Here is a 19,393-nt window from a genome sequence, read left to right as displayed (position 1 = left end):
AATAATGTATAATAAGCCGCTATCGGAACTTGTTCGCGTTCTTTTCAATAACTTTTATGAATTATGAAATTCATATCTCCATAATTACTTTTATTTTTGCAAGTTGTATCAGACCTTATTTAAATGAGAGATAGTATGTGTAGTTTTGAGTATTTCTTTATTATTTGTAAATGCGGAGTGTAAATTTAATTAAGCAATGGTGTTGTGAGCAAACACATTTGTATTTTGTGTTTGTTGTATTATCCATTATTCCAAATCTGGTGTTGTTTTTCACAGAACCGCTACCGGTGCTTTTGGGTTTATCCGCAGTTATTCTCCCCATGTCTGTTTTGATGTTGGTTTTACTTCTCGCATCTAAACCGGGGATAGTTATGTGGTTTTTGGTGCCCAAAGTGATTTTAGATGGTGGGCAGCTTGTTTTGCTGTATCTTTTTGGCGAGTCGGTAATTGCTGTAGATATGTTTTTAAACTTAACGAGCTCTAATGCTTCGGAAGCAAGCGAATTGTTGTCGAATATATTTATTGTTATTAGCTGTGTGTTCCTTTTCTATACGTTGCCTACGTTGGTGTTGGCGTTTCATTCTACGTTGCTGAAGAATAAACTTCCGGTTGATTTCCGATGGAGATGGGCAAAGCGCGGAGGCATACTCCTGCTGATCAGTCTGCTGGTTTGTTCTTCGTCGGCATTTCTCGATTATCGCTTTTTATTTAAGAACGATGTTTATCCGGGCAATGCTATATATAATCTGTGTTTTGCAATTAATAAATCAAGGAAAAACACCAATTATAAGAAAACGTCAGCAGGTTTTACCTTTAACTCAGTAAAAACCGAAAGAGCAGATGGTAAGCGCGAAGTGTATGTGTTGGTTGTCGGAGAAACCGGTAGGGCAATGGAATGGAGTTTGTATGGCTATGAACGTGAAACAACGCCGAATCTGCAAAAAACGCCTAACCTGATTTACCTGAAGGACGCAATTACGCAATCGAATAATACGCATAAGAGCGTTCCGGTTATCCTGTCGGCAGCAAGTGCGGAAAATTATGCGATTCTGTACGAACAAAAAAGTATAGTAACGGCATTTAAAGAAGCAGGTTTTAAAACGGTAGTTATCGCAAATCAGAAGCTGACTACTTCTATAATTGAATGCTTTTATCGAGAAGCGGATACATTTATTGATATAAGCTCCTTTAAAACCGGATCGTACCTGAAGTCGCCGTATGATGACGCGTTGCTACCCTATCTGGAAAAGGAAATGACAGAATCAGCCGGCAATCTGTTTATTGTTCTCCACACCTATGGTTCCCATTTTAATTATTACGAACGCTATCCAAGGGAGTTTTCAATATTTACACCCGATAAAGCGGATGGAATAAGGGCTGCGCTGAAGAAAGAATTACGTAATGCTTATGATAATACAATCTGCTATACGGATTATGTGTTGAGCGAAATAATCAAGCGGATAGATAAGTCGAACACCTGTGCGGCTTTAGCCTATTTAACTGATCACGGTGAAGATATTTTTGACGATAAGCGCAATCGGTATTTGCATGCTTCGCCCATTCCTACCTATTATCAATTGCATATTCCGTATATTTATTGGTTTTCGGAAGATTACAAAGCCTCTTTTCCTGAAAAATATGACTGGATAAGTAAGCACGCAGACTTGCCGGTAAGTACCAACAGTTTGTTTCACACCATTTTGGATGTAGCAAATATTAAAACAGATGTGTCTGATATGTCTTATGCATTATCATCAGAATTGTTCGAAGTCAGAGACCGGATGTATCTTGGAGATCATGACGATCCTGTACCTTTCTGGGAGATAGGATTGAAAAAGCAAGATTTTGAGATGCTCGACAAATGGAATATTGTGTATGAAAAAAAACAATGAAACGATTGAAGAAAAGTCTAAAAATCTAACCCTGAAAGTTATTTTGGGTTATATCTTTTTTGCTGTAATTGCTTTCGGCTCTATCTTCTATATTCTAAGTATAATAAAAGGCATGAGTACTGACGATGGAACGGAGCAAGAACAACGTGAAAAGAAACATCTCATTACCCGCATCATCTCATTATTAAACGAAAGTGCTTCAGTTGGTCAGCCTATTGGTATGACGGATGAGTATTTTGAGCTTTTCAACCAAACAATGGATGAATCCCTGATTTATTTAGATGAGTTGCGCGATGTGCTGACAGACTCTTTTCACATCCAGGGGGTTGATACAATCGACGTGTTGATTGAAAATAAAAGATTGAACACGACTGAGTTGTATTCTATCTGGAAAGAGATGAACAAAACAAAGGTGTACAAGGCGAAACCTAAAACAATGGCCTTGGATACCGTTACGCAAGTAGCTGTAAAAGAACAAGTACAGACTAAAACAGACTCGGTCGTTATTATCCGGAAGAAAAAGAATTTTTTTAAAAGACTGGCCGATGCTTTTGTGCCACCCAAAGAAGAAGTAGGAGTTGTGGTAAACACCACGAGTGATTTGCGAACTGATACAACACATAATATTTCAAATCAGGAGGAAAAACAGGCGGCTTTACTAAAAGATTTTCAGGATAAGCTGGAGAAAGAGCGCAAGCAGTTTAATTATCAGCTATACGATAAAGCAACGGAGCTACGACATAATGATGTGCTAATCAATGCGCGTATAAATCAAATACTCTACGCAATTGAAGAAGAGGAAACCATTACTTCGATGGAGAAATTGGCAAATAAGCAAAAGCTTTACAAGGAATCCGCACGTATATTGGGTATTGTCGTTATTATCGCTATTCTGGTGATTCTTGGTTTTGTGTTTATAATTAGCCGGGATATTTCGCGAAGCCTATATTACAGGCTTCAATTGGAAAAGGCAAAGCAATATGCGGAAGAACTATTGGTGAAACAAGAAAAATTCATGTTAACCATCAGCCATGATATTCGCGCACCGATGTCGTCCATAATTGGATATATTGAACTGTTGTTAAAGCGAAAACCGGATGAGCGGCAGCGTTATTATCTGGAAAATATGGTGAGTTCGTCTAATCATATTCTTGCTTTGGTCAATGATTTGCTGGATTTTCATCGTTTGGATTCAGGGAAAATGGAGATACAGAAGGTAGCTTTCAATGTTAAGCTATTGTTTGATGATATTTTCCTAAGCTTCAAGCCAATCGCTGATGCGAAGAAAATAGAATTCCGGATGAATATTAGTAAGCCGGGAACTGACTTGACCTATTCGGGAGATACGATTAGAATAAGGCAGATTGTAAGTAATTTGTTGTCCAACGCACTCAAATTTACACATACCGGAAAAGTTATTTTGTCGGTCGATGTTAAAGATGGAGTGCTAGATCTTTCTGTGCATGATACGGGCCCCGGTATTCCTGAAGAAGAGCAAAACTCGATATTCGGAGAGTTTACCCGGTTGAAAAATGAGAAAAAGGAGGGTTTCGGACTCGGACTGTCTATTACTCGTAAGCTTATCGAACTGATGGAAGGAACCATCTCGTTGGAAAGCAAATTAGGCGAAGGAAGTACATTTTATGTGAGTATACCCTTGGTGGAAATTGAAAAAGAAACAATCGCGAACACCCCAACCCCGTCAAATACCACTGAGTCTGAACTGAAAGTAAACGGACATACCATCAAGTGTTTATTGGTAGACGATGATCCTCTTCAGCTGGCACTAACGGAAGAACTGTTAAAGCAGAACGCGATTGAGGTCGAAACCTGTGTGGATCCCCAAAAAGTACTTTCATTAGTGGAAAATCAGTCTTATGATGTGGTGATTTCGGATATTCAAATGCCCGGCTTAGACGGTTTTGAACTGGTGAAACTAATCCGTGCTTCCGGTATCGAAGGAGCAGCAGATTTACCTATCGTCGCTTTATCCGCCAGTGTGGCGAATGAGGAAGATGTTTACCTGAAGGCAGGCTTCACCGGATTCTTGAATAAACCGTTTACGGCAAAAGAACTTGTATCTGTTCTTAATGACCTTTTAGCAACGGATTTTGATCAGGATATGGTACTGGATTTTTCCTCTTTGACCGACTTTGCCGAAGGGGATAAAGAAGCCCTAAATACAATTTTGGAAACCTTTAAAAAGGAAACTTCAGATAATGTAGAGTTGCTTAAATCTACAGTAAACCAGCTTGATCGTGAGAAAGCGTCAAAGGTGGCGCATAAGATGATTCCGGTGTTTTCAATGATCGGAGCAAACCATTTGGTTCAGCGTTTAAGACTTTTGGAAAAGAACGACAACGAACTTTCTGATGAGGCATGGCGATCTCTGATAGCAGAAGTAGACAACCAGATAAAATCGGTTATGGCGGATGTTACTAAACAAATGTGGGGAGTATAGTGGGGAAAAAATCCACAGCTCCACATCTTTTTCCCCATTTTATGAATAATGATCAAATGTGCTTTCTGAATGAATGTTAACTAAAATGTGTTGATTGTCAGGGCTCAATGTTTTATCTGATGGAATGCTGAAACGTTTGGCACGATATTCGAATAATAGGTAGTATATCGAAACAGTACGTTTCTACATTTACACACGTTTTACACAAAGAAAAAGAAAGATTAGGTTAGTAGAATTTAAATTGAGTCTGCGAAAAATAGAAAGTGCCTTCCTCAGAGGTGCTTTCTTTGTTTATAGGCATGATATGTATTGTAATCGGGTAACTTTCGGAACAAAATATTTTATACCTTTGCAAATCTTAAAGTAATAATATTGAACGTTATATATTAGAAGTAAAAACAGAAATGGCAAAGGAGTTGAAAGAACTTACCAAGCGTAGTGAAAATTACGCGCAATGGTATCAGGATCTGGTGATCAAAGCCAATTTGGCGGAAAATTCGGCAGTGCGTGGTTGTATGGTTATTAAACCGTACGGTTATGCGATTTGGGAAAAAATGCAGCATATACTTGATGCTAAGTTTAAGGAAACAGGACATGAAAATGCCTATTTCCCCTTATTGATACCGAAGTCATTTCTAAGTAAAGAAGCCGAACACGTTGAAGGTTTTGCAAAAGAATGCGCGGTTGTAACTCATTATCGTTTAAGAACGAATGCAGACAAAACCGGTGTGGAGGTCGACCCCAATGCTAAATTGGAAGAAGAGTTGATTATTCGTCCTACTTCCGAAACGATTATCTGGAATACCTATCGGAATTGGATACAGTCTTATCGGGACTTGCCGATTCTTTGTAATCAATGGGCAAATGTGATGCGCTGGGAGATGCGTACCCGTCTGTTCCTTCGTACTGCCGAATTCTTATGGCAAGAAGGACATACTGCTCATGCCACACAGGAAGAAGCATTGGAAGAAGCCCGTATTATACACGATATTTATGCTGATTTTGCCGAAAACTATATGGCATTGCCTGTTGTAAAGGGATCGAAAACAGCGAGCGAACGTTTTGCCGGAGCGATTGAAACATACACTATTGAGGCTATGATGCAGGATGGAAAAGCATTACAAGCCGGAACATCGCACTTCCTCGGACAAAACTTCGGTAAAGCGTTTGATGTAACATTTATCGACAAAAACGGTCAGACGGATCATGCTTGGGCAACTTCCTGGGGTGTATCTACTCGTTTGATCGGTGCGTTGATTATGGCACATTCAGATGACAATGGCTTGGTTTTGCCTCCTCAATTGGCTCCGATTCAGGTCGTAATTGTTCCGATTTATCGCAACGACGAGCAATTAGCACAAATCAGTGAAAAGGTGAAAGGTATTGTTGCTAATCTAAAGAAAATGGGAATTTCCGTGAAATTCGATGATGCCGACAATAAAAAGCCGGGATGGAAATTTGCGGAGTATGAACTGAAGGGTGTACCTGTACGTCTTGCGATGGGAGGACGTGACCTGGAGAATAATACAATAGAAGTAATGCGTCGTGACACTTTAGTGAAAGAAACAATCACTTGCGACGGTATCGAAGAATTTGTGAAAAATCTGTTGGACGAAATTCAGCAGAATATCTTTAAGAAAGCATTCGACTATCGCGCTTCTCATACAGTAGAAGCGGATACTTATGACGACTTTAAAGTAAAGTTGGACGAAGGTAATTTTATTCTTGCTCACTGGGACGGCACATCTGAAACAGAAGAACAGATCAAGAATGAAACGAAAGCAACGATTCGCTGTATCCCACTGGAAGGAGACGAGACTCCGGGCGTATGTATAGTGACCGGTAAACCTTCTGCCCGTCGTGTATTATTTGCACGTTCTTATTAAAAAACAGACCGATAATATAAAAGGCGAATGGAAACGTTTGCCTTTTTTATTATATTCACCACCCGATAATTTAATATGATTAAAATGAAAAAGATCAATGCCCTTTTACTCCTCTTGGTTTGCAGCGCGTCATCTTTATATGCTGCAAAAGTAGATACAATCCTGGTTCGAAGCAACTCAATGAATAAACAAGTGGAGGTAGTTGTCGTTTCCCCGTCAGGAGCTAAATCTGAAGCTCCGGTTGTTTATTTACTTCATGGTTATAGCGGCAATGCCCGTTCCTGGATTGGAATTAAACCTGATCTTCCGAAAATAGCAGACCAAACAGGAATAACTTTCGTTTGTCCCGATGGGAAAAATAGTTGGTATTGGGATAGCCCGAAAGACCCTTCTTACCGTTACGAAACATTTGTAGCAAAAGAATTAGTCGACTATATCGATGCGAATTATCCGGTAAAGAAAGACCGTAGCGCAAGAGCCATTACAGGTTTGAGCATGGGCGGACATGGTGCCATGTGGTTAGCCCTAAGGAATAAATCTGTTTTTGGAGCAGTGGGTAGTACCAGTGGCGGGGTAGACATTCGCCCATTCCCAAATAATTGGGAAATGAGTAAGCAATTAGGAGAAGCAAGCAGTAATCGGGAAATCTGGGAACAACATACTGTAATCAATCAGATAGATCGCTTAAAAAATGGAGATCTGGCCATAATTGTTGATTGCGGATACGGTGATTTCTTTTATGAAGTGAATCTGGACTTGCACAAAAAGCTTCGCAAATATCAAATAGATCATGAATTTCAGGTTCGTCCCGGTGTTCATAACGCTGACTACTGGCGTAATTCAATAGACTATCAGATATTATATTTTAAGAAGTTCTTTGACGGAAAGAAATGAAAATATAATTTATTATCAAGACATATTTGTTGTATAAGTTTTTATTATTTTAAACTTTAATTCTTTTTATGAAAAACAGTATTGTAAGGACATTCGTTCTTGTCCTTTTTGCCCTTTCTGTGTTAAAGCTTAGTGCACAACAAGAGGTAAAGCCCTTTGAACATTTATCTGTGTCCGCTAATGTTAGTACCCTTGGAGTGGGCTTGCAGGTTGCATCACCAATTAATAATTTCCTCTCTCTTAGAACAGGACTGATGGTGTTTAGTTATTCTTATAATTACGATTACGACGGTATTATAAGATATGAGGGCTATTCAAGCACTGATCCTATTCCAATGAAAGCAAAAGGTAACATGGTGAACGGTTTGTTATTGGCTGATTTTTTTCCTTTCCGTAAAAGCACTTTTCATTTAACAGGAGGTGTTTATATGGGAACCTCCGGAATTGTTAAGATCTCCGGAAAAGCGGATCGTTTAGTCGAAATCGGAGATATAATTGTTAAACCATCCGATGAGAATGTTACAGTTCAGTTAGAGACAAATGCACTTAAGCCTTATTTGGGATTGGGTTTTGGAAATTCCGTGACAAAAAACAAACGTGTCGGTTTTAAATTTGAATTAGGTGCTATGTTTCACGGTAGACCCAAGTTTGTCGTAACCGAAGGGCAATTGATTGCAGATTTAGATCACTTAGAAATAAGTGACAAACTCGATAGCTTTAATAAGTTTATGAAAAATTTTACGGTTTATCCAGTGCTTAACTTTCAGTTAAATTTCCGTGCGTTTTAGTATGAAAAAAGTCGCCGTCACGACAAACCTCTTTAATTAAGTTTTCGTTTAAAATCCACTGTTCTTCATAGGTCAGTGGTTTTTTTGTCCGGTATGTAAAATCATATTTGTATAAAACAAAAAAAGGTTGTCATCACGACAACCAATCTTCATTGCTAACTTTAAAATCTAATACCATGAAAAACACAGTGCAAATATATGGAGAAAATATGTTTTGAAACATATTTATGAAACATATTTTTCTGTTGTTAACATTATTTGGCTTAACTGCCGGACTGGGGTTGTAATAGGAGAGATAATCTGTGAAAAATGATCTCAATTAATGCTTCTAAAAACATATTACTATATCTATAAAAACATAAAGGTTATTTTTCAAAATATATCCTTTATTTTTCGAAAAATAACCTTTATGTTTTTAGTCTTTGAAAATCAATGCTTTTTCGAGATGTAATTCAGCGGCTTATTTTGTTGAAAGAAATGCTTCAATTTCTTCTATGGCCGCGTCTTTCAATACTACTTTCTTGTCTTTATCTAAGAGGTAGAGTGTGGGAATTGCTTTGAGGTCGTATATCTCTTCGTTTTTGAGGTAGACGTCCTGATCGTAGCCGCTTACCCAACCGGCGTTTTTAGGGATGTTGTTGAGGTATTTTTTCCATTCTGTCAGGTCTTCGTCCGGATATATAGCTACTATTTTTAAATTTTTACTATTGGTTAAATTGGCAATCAGAGGAGAAGTCTTCATCTTTCCGCTGGTTTCTTCGCATGCCGGACAGCCCGGGTTGTAAAAATAGACAAGGATATATTCTGCTTTCTGTTGGTACAGCGATTGTTTTTGTCCGTTTTCCAATGTAAATGTAAAATCGTGGGCAAGCGTTCCTAACCTGTTCTTTTGGGCAAGTTGCAATAAACTCTGCGGACGGATTTTTTCTGTATCGTCTAAAGTAGGAGAGGCGATTGCCGACTCCAGAATAGGGATGAAAAACTCTTCGTTTCTCATCGGCGAATTAGGGTCGTACAGGTATTTTTCAAATAACTCGAAGAAATGCGCAAATACCTTTTTTTCTGCGCCGGCTTTATCCATCGTGCTTCTTAGTGCGGCAGATGCCACTTCCAGTGTTGTGTGTGGAAGTATGTCGATGTAATCCACAAACGGCTGTTCGATTGCGTCCGGATAGGCGAGGTTTGTTGTGTCGGAAAAATTAAATTTATTCCAATAGTTTTTTACGAGATATTCCGCGCGCTCATCAGGGCTGGTCAATATGCTCGGGATATCAATCATTTGGAATACAGGGCGATTGGTTTGTTGAACTTCTTCATTCTGAGTGGCAGAAGAGTTGGAAGCATTACATGATGCACAAAGCATCATCAGCGCAAAAACGTATACAAATTTCATAATCATTGTCTTATGTATTTAAAGCTTACAAAGATATATCTTTCTATAAAAATAATCGTATTTTTGTTCATCTATAGATTTTTTAAGATTGAAATGATTGATCAACTAACGATAGACCGGATTCTTGATGCAGCCAATATTGTGGATGTCGTGTCTGAGTTTGTTACACTGAGGAAAAGGGGGGTGAATTACGTGGGATTATGTCCGTTTCATGCGGATAAAACCCCGTCTTTTTACGTTTCTCCGGCAAAGAATATTTGCAAATGTTTTTCGTGCGGCGAAGGTGGTACGGCTGTTCACTTTATTATGAAGCATGAACAGATTACCTATTTTGACGCTTTACGCATTCTTGCCAAAAAATACAATATCGAAATACAGGAACGGGAGCTTACCGATAAGGAAAAAGAAACACAAAGCACCCGTGAGAGTATGTTTATTATCAATACTTGGGCGCAAAATTATTTTTCAACGATTCTGCACGAGCATGTAGAGGGGAGAAGTGTGGGTTTGCGCTATTTCGCCGAAAGGGGATTCAGGGAAGATACCATTCGTAAGTTTCAGTTGGGGTATAGTCTGGATCAATGGGATGCGCTTTTTCAGGAGTCCCAGCGTAAGGGCTATAAACAAGAATTTCTGGAAAAAACAGGTTTGGTTATTGCCTATGATAACGGAAAAGTAAACGACCGATTTCGCGGGCGTGTTTTATTCCCGATCCATACGGTAAGTGGAAAAGTGGTCGGGTTTGGTGGGCGTATTCTGAAAAAGGATGAAAAAGCCGCTAAATACGTCAACTCTCCCGAAAGTGAAATATACCACAAGAGTAATGAGCTTTACGGGATGTTTTTTGCAAAACAGGCGATTGTAAAAAACGATAAATGTTTTTTAGTGGAAGGCTATACGGATGTGATCTCCATGCATCAGGCCGGAATAGAAAACGTTGTAGCCTCTTCGGGTACAGCCTTAACCCCCGGACAGATACGTATGATTCACCGTTTTACTAACAATATAACGGTATTGTATGACGGCGACGCTGCCGGTATAAAGGCCGCCTTGCGTGGGATAGACCTTTTGTTGGAAGAGGGGATGAATATAAAGGTTGTTTTACTGCCCGACGGGGAAGACCCGGACTCTTTTGCACGCAAACATAACGCCGCCGGCTTTACCGGTTTTATCGAGAAAAACGAAACGGACTTTATTCGTTTTAAAACAGAACTTTTGCTGGGTGATGCGGAAAAAGATCCGATGCAACGTTCCGGGTTAATTACAGATATTATCAATTCGATCGCGATCATTCCGAATGATATCGCGCGTACATTTTATATACGTGAGTGTAGCTCTATGATGGAAGTAGACGAACGTCTTGTGCTTGCTCAGGTAAATAAACTTCGTTTGCAAAAACAAGCCCCAGTTCCGGTCCGACCTGCTGCTCCGCCTATTTATGCCGGTGAACCCAATCCGGAGGCAAGTACTGTTTCCCCCGGTGATGCGCCTCCTATTTCGGAAGAAGAACTGCTGCGGATGGAAGGTGGCTTGCAGGTAAAGGAGTCTCCGCAGGAGATTTTTGTACAACGTTCGCCTTATGAAGTATTCGAAATCGCCTTGTTGCGCTATATTGTTCGCTACGGCGAACGCGTATTGTATGATTATACGGACGAGGAAACCAATGAACATATCGTTATGCGCGTGGCCGAATTTATTCATTTCGATATGGCGCGTGATGATCTGGCCTTTATGACTCCTCTTTTTAAGCAAATGCTGGAAGAAGCGGCAGAGCGTTGTAAACAAGAAGGGTTTTTCGCGCATAAATATTTTCTTGCGCACCCTGATGCCAATGTCAGCCGATTGGCAGCCAATCTGATAGACGATAAGTACGAACTCAGTAAATACCACTCGAAATACCGGGAACTGGAGCAGGAAGAAGATAATTTGGATCAGTACGTGCCCCGGGATTTGTATGCGTTAAAGGATGCGTATATCAGGCATCAGATCAAACTCATTCAGAATTCGATCAAAAAGGCGCAGGCAGAAGGTAATATGGAGGAAATAATTAAAAAAATGCAGGAATTAGCTAAGTTGAACGAGATTAAGAACGTACTTAGTAAACAACTTGGCGAACGAATTATATTAAAGATGTAACCAAAAACAAATTGTATGAATTTTTTAGAAACAGAAGATGTCGTTAAACAATATTCCGGCCATTTAGCGCTCAATAAAGTGAGTATTCAGGTAGCTAAAGGGAAGGTTTTTGGTTTGCTTGGTCCCAATGGAGCCGGAAAAACCACACTTATCAGAATAATAAACCGAATTACGGCTCCGGATAGTGGAGTGGTTCGTTTTGATGGCAGGTTGTCTCTTCCCGAAGATATTTACCGGATCGGATACATGCCTGAAGAACGAGGTTTGTATAAAAAAATGAAAGTAGGCGAACAGGCGGTATATCTGGCGCAATTAAAAGGTTTGTCTTATCCGGTTGCCCGCAAACGGTTGATCCATTGGTTCGAAAAGTTTGATATCATGTCTTGGTGGAACCGTAAACTGGAAGAGTTATCCAAAGGGATGCAACAGAAAATTCAGTTTATCATCACCGTGATCCATGAACCGCCTTTGTTGATATTCGATGAGCCATTTAGTGGATTCGACCCGGTTAACGCCGATCTACTGAAACGTGAAATACTTGACCTGAAGGACCAAGGGCATACAATCATCTTTTCTACACACAACATGGCTTCGGTTGAAGAAATATGCGATGATATCGCGTTGATCAACCGGTCGGAAGTGGTGTTGTCGGGAGATGTAACAGAAGTACGTAATCGTTTTAAAGGAAATACGTTCCTGCTGAAAGTACTTTCTTCCGAAAATACGGTTGACATGGCGAGTGACAAATATTCCATTCTGTCTGATACAACGGAAAGAGGCGTTCGCGAACTTCGCATTCATAAGGAAGCCGATATGAGCAATTCGGAACTGTTGGGTTTCTTAACCAAGCAGGGCGAAATTCTTTCTTTCTCCGAAGAATTGCCTTCGATGAACGATATATTTATTAATACAGTATCTACACCAAACCCTAAAGCCGTATGAATAAAATCGGATTAATTATAAAACGCGAATACTTGCGCAGAGTTAGTAAAAAGTCGTTTTTACTATTAACATTCCTGTTGCCTTTTCTTTTTGTCGCCATGATATTTGTACCGTTTTGGCTTTCTACGCTTAAAGGAGATGACGTGCATAATATTGCTGTTCTTGATGATACCGGTAAATACTCCGGCTTATTTCAGGATACGGAAACCTATCGTTTTATACAGGGGGGGAAATCGCTTGAAGACTATCGTATAAGTGATAAAAAAGAAATATTTGCCTTTCTGAGTATAACCGATGATCTGTTGGAAAATCCTTCGGCTGCAATTATTTATTCGGAGAAACAGATTCCGGGTGAATTAAGTCGACTGGTGAATCAGGCCATTGCTAAAGAATTGGAAGAAGAGAAGATGGCTTCGTTTAATATCCCCAATCTGAAAGAGATTATACAAGAGTCAAAGATCAATTTCAATGTGCAGACCATTAAGTGGAGTGCCGATGGAACAGAAAGCCGATCTTCTTCTATGGTAGCCTCAATAACAGGTATGGTTTTTACCATGCTGATCTATATGTTTATTATGATTTATGGCGGTATGGTGATGCAGGGAGTTATGGAAGAAAAAAGCAACCGTATTATAGAGGTTATTATTTCGTCTGTGCGTCCGTTCGATCTGATGATGGGTAAAATTATAGGAATTTGCTTTGTTGGGTTAACACAATTATTCCTCTGGGGGATTCTTACGATGGCTCTTCTACTTGGATCGCAACTAATTTTCGGTATTGGAATGGGTTCGGATATGGCTGCGGTAGGTGCTATGAATCAGCCTGGACTGAATGCGCCCGATATCCTTGCCAATAATTCCGAGGTGTTTGAAATGCTCAATACGATCAACTTTACGGAAATAGGTCTGTTCTTCATCCTGTTTTTCATCGGCGGATATATGCTTTACGCTTCTTTATTTGCCGCGATTGGCTCGGCTGTTGATTCGCAGGAGGATACACAACAGTTTATGATACCGATCACTGTTTTGATGGTCTTCGCTTTGTATGCGGGTATTTACAGCATGGAAAACCCGGATGGACCGTTGGCATTTTGGTGTTCGTTGATTCCGCTTACATCACCAATCGTAATGATGATCCGTTTACCTTTCGATGTACCTTACTGGCAATTACTTTTGTCTGTTGCTTTATTATATGGAACCGCTATCTTAATTACCTGGTTCTCGGCTAAAATATACCGGGTCGGTATTTTGATGTATGGCAAGAAGCCGGATTTAAAAGAATTGATTAAATGGATGAGATATAAGTAACTACGCAAACAGGAGATGGGAAAAAGAGCGTCATTCTTTAAAACATAAGGGATGACGCTCTTTTTATGTTTACCTCAAAGACGGCGAGAAACACTTTTCGCTTTTTATTTGTTATACTTTCTAAATGGAATAATATGCACGTATTTGGGCACATTCGTGCAATAGTATAATTGTTTATTTTTGCCCATTGTATTTAATAGGTGAAATTTTGGATAGAGTTATCTGGGTTATCTTCTTCCTTGGTGTTCAGGTTGGTGCGCTTTTTGCACAAAGTACGCCAATAAAAGGAGTTGTCGCTGATTCGATAACCGGCGAAAAGCTGGCTTACGTATCGATATTACTTGAAGGTACATCAATTGGTACCACTACTGCTGATAACGGAACATTCTCGTTGAATGTTCCTTCTAAAAAATCAGTCTTGTTGATTTCTTATTTAGGATATAGGGAAAAGCGAATAAACATCGTTCCCGGCAAATCGAACAATTTGAAAATAGAACTTGCTCCCTCCACTATTAATTTGAATGAAATAGTGATTAAGCCTAAGAAAGAGAAGTACACAAAAAAAGAAAATCCGGCGGTTTTGTTTATCCGTAAGGCTATTGAGGCAAAGGAATATTCGGATCCGAAGAATCACGATTTCTTTTCGTATAATAAATATGAGAATATTGTACTCGCGCTCAACCAATACAGAGCGAAGAAAGCTAAATCTGAAGGTAAGTTCGGGTTCTTGTCTGATTTTGTTGATACGGTAGGCGTAGATAACACCGTACTTCCCTTATCCGAAAAGGAAAAATACGAGACAATGTATTACAGGAAATCTCCCAAATCGGAAAAAAGCGTTATTCACGGTCTGAAAGCGAATGGTGTTGACGAAATGTTTACACAGGATGGTATGCAGCAAATTTTGAATGAAGTGTTTCGCGAGGTAGATTTATTTCAGAATGATATACCACTTTTTCTTAACCGGTTTGTTAGTCCGTTGTCTTCTATCGGTCCCAGCTTTTACAAGTATTACCTGCTGGACACCTTGGAGTTTAACAATCAAAAATGCGTAGATCTCGGTTTTGTTCCGTTTAATTCGGAATCGTTTGGATTTACCGGGCATTTATACATTACGTTGGATTCAACTTATTTTGTTCAACACGCGCAGTTAAATGTGCCGAAAGATATCAATCTTAATTTTGTGAATCAAATGAGTATTGAGCAAAGTTTTGAACGAAGAGAAGATGGCACACGAATTATAACAAAAGATGATATCAGTGTAGTGCTAAACCTTACCTCAGGTCCAAAGGGAATTTATGCAAGACGATTGAATGTGTATAGCGATCACTCCTTTGAGGAACCTTCGGATTTGTCTGTTTTTGATGTGCTCGGAGCAAATGTTACCGCAAAGGATGCCGCCCTGAAGCCGGACGATTTCTGGTTGAACGCCCGCCCCGATGAATTAAACGAAAAGAGTTTGAACCGGGTGGCCGCATTGATGAAAAGACTGCGTGAAATACCGGTCTTTTATGTAACCGAGAAGGTCGTTTCGGCATTAGTAGCCGGTTATATCCCCACACACGTCGATCCGAAAAAAAGCAAGTTTGAGTTTGGCCCTATGAATACAATGATTAGTGCGAATGCTATAGAAGGAACCCGTTTTCGTTTAGGAGGTACCACTATGACGGCGCTTAGTAAACGCTTCTTTTTGGATGGTTATGCGGCTTACGGCACAAAAGACAAAGAATGGAAGTATGACATTATCGGCGAGTATTCATTTATAGACAAAACAGAGTTCCGCAAAGAGTTTCCGGTGCATTCGCTGCGGTTTGAGTACATCTATGACATCAATCAACTGGGGCAGCATTACCTGTATACGAACAAGGATAATATGTTTCTGGCATTTAAAAGACAAAAAGATGATCGTGCCACTTATTTGCGCAATGCCGAACTAACCTATACGCGGGAGTATTATAATAATCTATCCTACAAGGTTATCTTGAGGAACAAAAAAGAATACGCCACACCTTATGCGGAGTTCAATCAAATCGCGGCGGAAGGACAGGTAACCCCGTTGAACGACTATAAAATGAGCGAACTGGAGTTGGGATTCAGGTATGCGCCAAATGAAAAGTTTTACGAAAGCCGTAACTATCGTTACCCGGTAACCTTCGACGCGCCTGTGTTTAGCTTTTCGCATATTATTGCCGGGAAAGGCGTGTTGGGTTCGGACTATACGTATAACCGAACTGACTTAGCCATTCAGAAACGTTTCTGGTTTTCCGCCTTCGGATACCTCGATGTTATCGGGAAAACAGGCAAGGTATGGAACAAAGTGCCCTATCCTCTGCTGATTCTACCCAATGCAAACCTGTCGTATACCATTCAGCCGGAATCATATACCAATATGAATGCCATTGAGTTTATTAATGACGAATATGTGTCATGGGATATTACCTACTATGCGAATGGTTTGCTATTAAACCGCATTCCTTTATTGAAGAAGATGAAGCTGAGGGAGGTGTTTTCCTTTAGAGGTCTATACGGCAACCTGACGGATAAAAATAATCCCTGGAAGAAAGGAGAGGGACTTTTCGCGTTTCCTGAACGTTCGCATGTGATGGGAGATGATCCTTACCTGGAAGCCGGAGTCGGTGTAGAGAACATTCTGAAGTTTTTCCGGTTGGATTATGTGTGGCGTATGACTTATCTGGACAATCCCGGAATTGACAAACACGGATTGCGTTTCAGTTTTGTGTTTAAGTTCTAAAATAAAAAAGAGGCTGATCTTACGACCAACCTCTTTTTCGATTTGTTTTTATATGAATTATTTTTCTTTGCAATCGCAAGTAGAATAAGCCACCAGCATCCAAACTAACTTTTCCTGTTCTTTCAGGTAGTCGCTCATTAAAGCTACCGTTGATTCATCATTTACTTCTCCGGCAAGCGCAAGAACTTTTCTTTCCTCACCAATCAGATAACCGTACGTGTCAAGCACATTCTTCAAAGCTTGTTCGCCGCAAGTAGTAACCTCGGTTTCTTTTATTTTTGAAGTCTTCAGGTATTCGCTGAATTTATTTTCAGGAACACCACCCAGCATCAGGATACGTTCTGCAATCTCATCTACTTTTTCTGCAGTATCGTCATACAATTCTTCGAATTTAGAATGAAGAACAAAGAAACCATGACCTTTAATATTCCAGTGGAAATTACGTAAGTTTGTATAGAATACTTGATAGTCTGACAATAATTGTTGAAGAGCTTTTGTTACTTTGCTTGCTCCTGAAGCATCCAAGTGAAGATAATCTAATGTTTTCATAATTCTTAATCTTTAATTAATACGTTGTGTTTTTTTTATTACAAAGATACACTTATAATAACCGTTTGTCAAACAGATTGTGTCTATATTAAGATAGAATAAAATGATAGAGATAATAGTGATAGATAATCGGTTTCATTGTTTTTATTAACTTTGCTAACGGTTTATTTTATAACACAAATTAATTCCAATAAGTATGAATAAGGCTTTAATAGTAATAATCTCAATGTTAAATATTACATGTATGATACACGCGCAAAACAATCCTTTCTTTAAACCATATAACACCCCCTTCGGAACGCTTCCTTTTGACAAAATAAAGCCCGAACATTATGAACCTGCTTTTGATAAAGCGATAGCCGAACTGGAAGATGAAATTACGGGTATTGCTAACAATCCGGCTGCTCCGGAATTTGAGAATACGATTGTTGCTTTAGAAAGGAGCGGAAAACTACTGGATCGTGTCAGATCTGCATTCTTCAATGTATTGAATGCCTCCTCGACTGATGAAATGATGGAGATATCCCAACGTGTTTCTCCGAAATTGTCAGCCAGTTCAAATAATATTTACCTGAACGAGGCCTTGTTCGGAAGGGTTAAGCAGATATACGATCAGAAAGATAACCTAAACCTGTCTGTTGAAGATAAGCGTTTGCTGGAAAAAACCTATGAGGCTTTCCAGAAAAGCGGTGCTACGCTTGATGCGCAAGGTAAAGAAAAATACCGTAGTTTGAGTACGGAATTAAGTCTGCTCAATCTTCAATTCAATCAAAATGCGTTAAAAGATAAAAACAGGTTTGAATATCTGATTACAAACGAAGTTGATCTGGCAGGATTGCCGGAAAGTGTACGTGAAGCTGCTGTGGCAATGGCACGCGAAAAAGGAAAAGAAGGCTGGTTGTTTGACCTTTCTTATCCGAGCTACGTCCCCTTTATGCGTTATGCGGATAACAGAACCCTGCGTGAAATGATGTACAAGGAATACTTAAGCGTAGGAAACAAAGGGGATGAGTTTGACAACAAAGAGGTGATCCGTAAGATTGTAAATATCCGGTTAGAGATAGCTCGCTTAATGGGTAATCGTAATTTTGCGGAATATCGTTTGCAATATACCATGGCAAAGAACCAGGAGAATGTGTATAAACTTCTGAATGACCTTCTGGATGCTTATAAGCCGGTTGCCGAAGCGGAATACAAAGAAGTTGCTGAATTTGCAGAAGGATTAACTCCAATAATGCCCTGGGATTGGAATTATTACGCTGAAAAACTTAAAGACAGCAAGTTTAGCGTGAATGATGAAATGACACGTCCTTATTTTGAGTTGAGTAACGCTACGAAAGCTGTGTTCGGACTGGCTACTCAATTATACGGAATTACTTTCAAAGAAAATAAGGAAATCCCGGTGTATCATCCCGAAGTTACTGCTTATGAGGTGTATGATGAAGACGGCACATTCCTGTCGGTACTTTATACAGACTTTCACCCCCGTTCGGGCAAACAATCCGGAGCCTGGATGAGCAGTATGAAATCACAATACAAGGAAGCGGATGGTAAAGATAGCCGTCCCCAAATTATTATTGTGATGAACTTTACCCGCCCTACTGAAACCAAACCATCATTATTGACGTATGATGAAGTGAATACTTTCCTGCATGAGTTTGGCCATGCCCTGCACGGTATGTTGGCCGAAGGAACCTATTCCAGTTTGTCGGGCACAAGTGTTTCCCGTGATTTTGTGGAATTACCATCGCAGATCATGGAAAATTGGCTTGAAGAGAAAGAATTCCTTGACATTATTGCTGTTCATTATGAAACCGGAGAAAAGATTCCGGCGGAATTGATTGATAACTTATTGAATGCGGCCAATTATAACGCGGGATATCTTTGCAGCAGACAACTAAGCTTTGGTTTGTTGGATATGGCCTGGCATACAATAACAGAGCCGTTTGCAGGAGATGTAATTGCTTTTGAGAAACAGGCCTGGGCACCGGCAATGATTTTACCGGAAGTGCCGGGTACATTGATGAGCAGCAACTTCTCGCATTTATTTGCCGGTGGATACGCGGCCGGTTACTATGGTTACAAGTGGGCCGAAGTGCTCGACGCGGACGCTTTCGCTGCTTTTAAGAAAGCCGGTATCTTTAATAAAGAAGTTGCTCGTTCTTTCCGCGAGAATATTTTGTCAAAAGGTGATACAGAGGATCCTGCTGTACTCTATAAACGATTCCGTGGGCAAGAACCTACAATTGATGCCCTGTTAGAACGAAACGGAATAAAGAAATAAAACCCGGAAGGGCCTGTTTTATGCATACTTTATAATAAATTAAACAGCTTACCGGGTCTTAGTCTGCTAAGAATCATTACATTTGCGACTAATAATGTGAATTGCTATT

General features: G+C 39.8%; 12 protein-coding genes. 10 read left to right on the top strand and 2 right to left on the bottom strand.

Features of this window, described 5'->3' with window-relative positions; genetic code table 11:
• Positions 1 to 170: 170 nt before the first annotated feature.
• The 5 genes from B9Y81_RS01530 to B9Y81_RS01510 all read left to right on the top strand — a co-directional run bounded on the left by B9Y81_RS01530 (position 171) and on the right by B9Y81_RS01510 (position 7,921).
• Positions 171 to 1,892 (top strand): phosphoethanolamine transferase, encoded by a 1,722-nt coding sequence (locus B9Y81_RS01530; RefSeq protein WP_085535231.1) that lies wholly within the window; start codon positions 171 to 173, stop codon positions 1,890 to 1,892.
• Complete coding sequence (locus B9Y81_RS01525) at positions 1,876 to 4,353, top strand: hybrid sensor histidine kinase/response regulator (RefSeq protein ID WP_245832379.1); 2,478 nt, start codon at positions 1,876 to 1,878, stop codon at positions 4,351 to 4,353. The genes B9Y81_RS01530 and B9Y81_RS01525 overlap by 17 nt, the downstream gene beginning before the upstream one ends.
• A gap of 404 nt (positions 4,354 to 4,757) precedes the next feature.
• Entirely contained in the window at positions 4,758 to 6,239 is a 1,482-nt protein-coding gene (proS, locus tag B9Y81_RS01520) for a proline--tRNA ligase (RefSeq protein ID WP_085535230.1), read from the top strand.
• Positions 6,240 to 6,323: 84 nt separating this feature from the next.
• Positions 6,324 to 7,133 (top strand): alpha/beta hydrolase, encoded by an 810-nt coding sequence (locus B9Y81_RS01515; protein ID WP_085535229.1) that lies wholly within the window; start codon positions 6,324 to 6,326, stop codon positions 7,131 to 7,133.
• Positions 7,134 to 7,201: 68 nt separating this feature from the next.
• Positions 7,202 to 7,921, top strand: coding sequence for a hypothetical protein (locus B9Y81_RS01510; protein ID WP_085535228.1), 720 nt, complete (start codon positions 7,202 to 7,204; stop codon positions 7,919 to 7,921).
• A gap of 460 nt (positions 7,922 to 8,381) precedes the next feature.
• Here the strand turns inward: B9Y81_RS01510 and B9Y81_RS01505 are convergent, their stop codons facing one another.
• Positions 8,382 to 9,314 (bottom strand): DUF5106 domain-containing protein, encoded by a 933-nt coding sequence (locus tag B9Y81_RS01505; RefSeq protein ID WP_085535498.1) that lies wholly within the window; start codon positions 9,312 to 9,314, stop codon positions 8,382 to 8,384.
• Between the two features lie 93 nt (positions 9,315 to 9,407).
• Between B9Y81_RS01505 and dnaG the strand changes: the two genes are divergently transcribed.
• The 4 genes from dnaG (at position 9,408) to B9Y81_RS01485 (ending at position 16,451) form a co-directional block, all read left to right on the top strand.
• The gene (gene dnaG / locus B9Y81_RS01500) at positions 9,408 to 11,450 is read left to right on the top strand and encodes a DNA primase (protein WP_085535497.1); all 2,043 of its coding nucleotides are present in this window, start codon (positions 9,408 to 9,410) and stop codon (positions 11,448 to 11,450) included.
• Between the two features lie 15 nt (positions 11,451 to 11,465).
• Positions 11,466 to 12,392, top strand: a complete 927-nt coding sequence (locus tag B9Y81_RS01495) for an ABC transporter ATP-binding protein (RefSeq protein ID WP_085535227.1) — start codon at positions 11,466 to 11,468, stop codon at positions 12,390 to 12,392.
• The gene (locus tag B9Y81_RS01490) at positions 12,389 to 13,699 is read left to right on the top strand and encodes an ABC transporter permease (RefSeq protein ID WP_085535226.1); all 1,311 of its coding nucleotides are present in this window, start codon (positions 12,389 to 12,391) and stop codon (positions 13,697 to 13,699) included. Before B9Y81_RS01495 ends, B9Y81_RS01490 begins: the two co-directional genes overlap by 4 nt.
• A gap of 208 nt (positions 13,700 to 13,907) precedes the next feature.
• Positions 13,908 to 16,451, top strand: coding sequence for a DUF5686 and carboxypeptidase-like regulatory domain-containing protein (locus B9Y81_RS01485; RefSeq protein WP_245832378.1), 2,544 nt, complete (start codon positions 13,908 to 13,910; stop codon positions 16,449 to 16,451).
• A 57-nt stretch (positions 16,452 to 16,508) separates the two neighbouring features.
• Here B9Y81_RS01485 and B9Y81_RS01480 read toward each other — a convergent pair whose 3' ends face one another.
• Positions 16,509 to 17,000, bottom strand: coding sequence for a Dps family protein (locus B9Y81_RS01480; protein ID WP_085535225.1), 492 nt, complete (start codon positions 16,998 to 17,000; stop codon positions 16,509 to 16,511).
• 244 nt (positions 17,001 to 17,244) lie between these two features.
• Here B9Y81_RS01480 and B9Y81_RS01475 point away from each other — a divergent pair, with 244 nt between their 5' ends.
• Positions 17,245 to 19,284, top strand: coding sequence for a M3 family metallopeptidase (locus B9Y81_RS01475; RefSeq protein ID WP_085535495.1), 2,040 nt, complete (start codon positions 17,245 to 17,247; stop codon positions 19,282 to 19,284).
• Positions 19,285 to 19,393: the final 109 nt, after the last annotated feature.

This window comes from Massilibacteroides vaginae (assembly GCF_900178525.1).
Lineage (GTDB): Bacteria > Bacteroidota > Bacteroidia > Bacteroidales > Tannerellaceae > Massilibacteroides > Massilibacteroides vaginae.
Note: the sequence above shows the minus strand (reverse complement) of the source record. Positions and strands in the feature narration are given on the sequence as shown.

Bases quoted from the DNA above. Each gene is read 5' to 3' on its own strand.
- B9Y81_RS01525 (WP_245832379.1), top strand. From the start codon at position 1,876: ATGAAAAAAAACAATGAAACGATTGAAGAAAAGTCTAAAAATCTAACC.
- B9Y81_RS01530 (WP_085535231.1), top strand. From the start codon at position 171: ATGCGGAGTGTAAATTTAATTAAGCAATGGTGTTGTGAGCAAACACAT.
- B9Y81_RS01490 (WP_085535226.1), top strand. From the start codon at position 12,389: ATGAATAAAATCGGATTAATTATAAAACGCGAATACTTGCGCAGAGTT.
- proS (WP_085535230.1), top strand. From the start codon at position 4,758: ATGGCAAAGGAGTTGAAAGAACTTACCAAGCGTAGTGAAAATTACGCG.
- B9Y81_RS01505 (WP_085535498.1), bottom strand. From the start codon at position 9,314: ATGAAATTTGTATACGTTTTTGCGCTGATGATGCTTTGTGCATCATGT.
- B9Y81_RS01495 (WP_085535227.1), top strand. From the start codon at position 11,466: ATGAATTTTTTAGAAACAGAAGATGTCGTTAAACAATATTCCGGCCAT.
- B9Y81_RS01480 (WP_085535225.1), bottom strand. From the start codon at position 17,000: ATGAAAACATTAGATTATCTTCACTTGGATGCTTCAGGAGCAAGCAAA.
- B9Y81_RS01510 (WP_085535228.1), top strand. From the start codon at position 7,202: ATGAAAAACAGTATTGTAAGGACATTCGTTCTTGTCCTTTTTGCCCTT.
- dnaG (WP_085535497.1), top strand. From the start codon at position 9,408: ATGATTGATCAACTAACGATAGACCGGATTCTTGATGCAGCCAATATT.
- B9Y81_RS01475 (WP_085535495.1), top strand. From the start codon at position 17,245: ATGATACACGCGCAAAACAATCCTTTCTTTAAACCATATAACACCCCC.
- B9Y81_RS01515 (WP_085535229.1), top strand. From the start codon at position 6,324: ATGAAAAAGATCAATGCCCTTTTACTCCTCTTGGTTTGCAGCGCGTCA.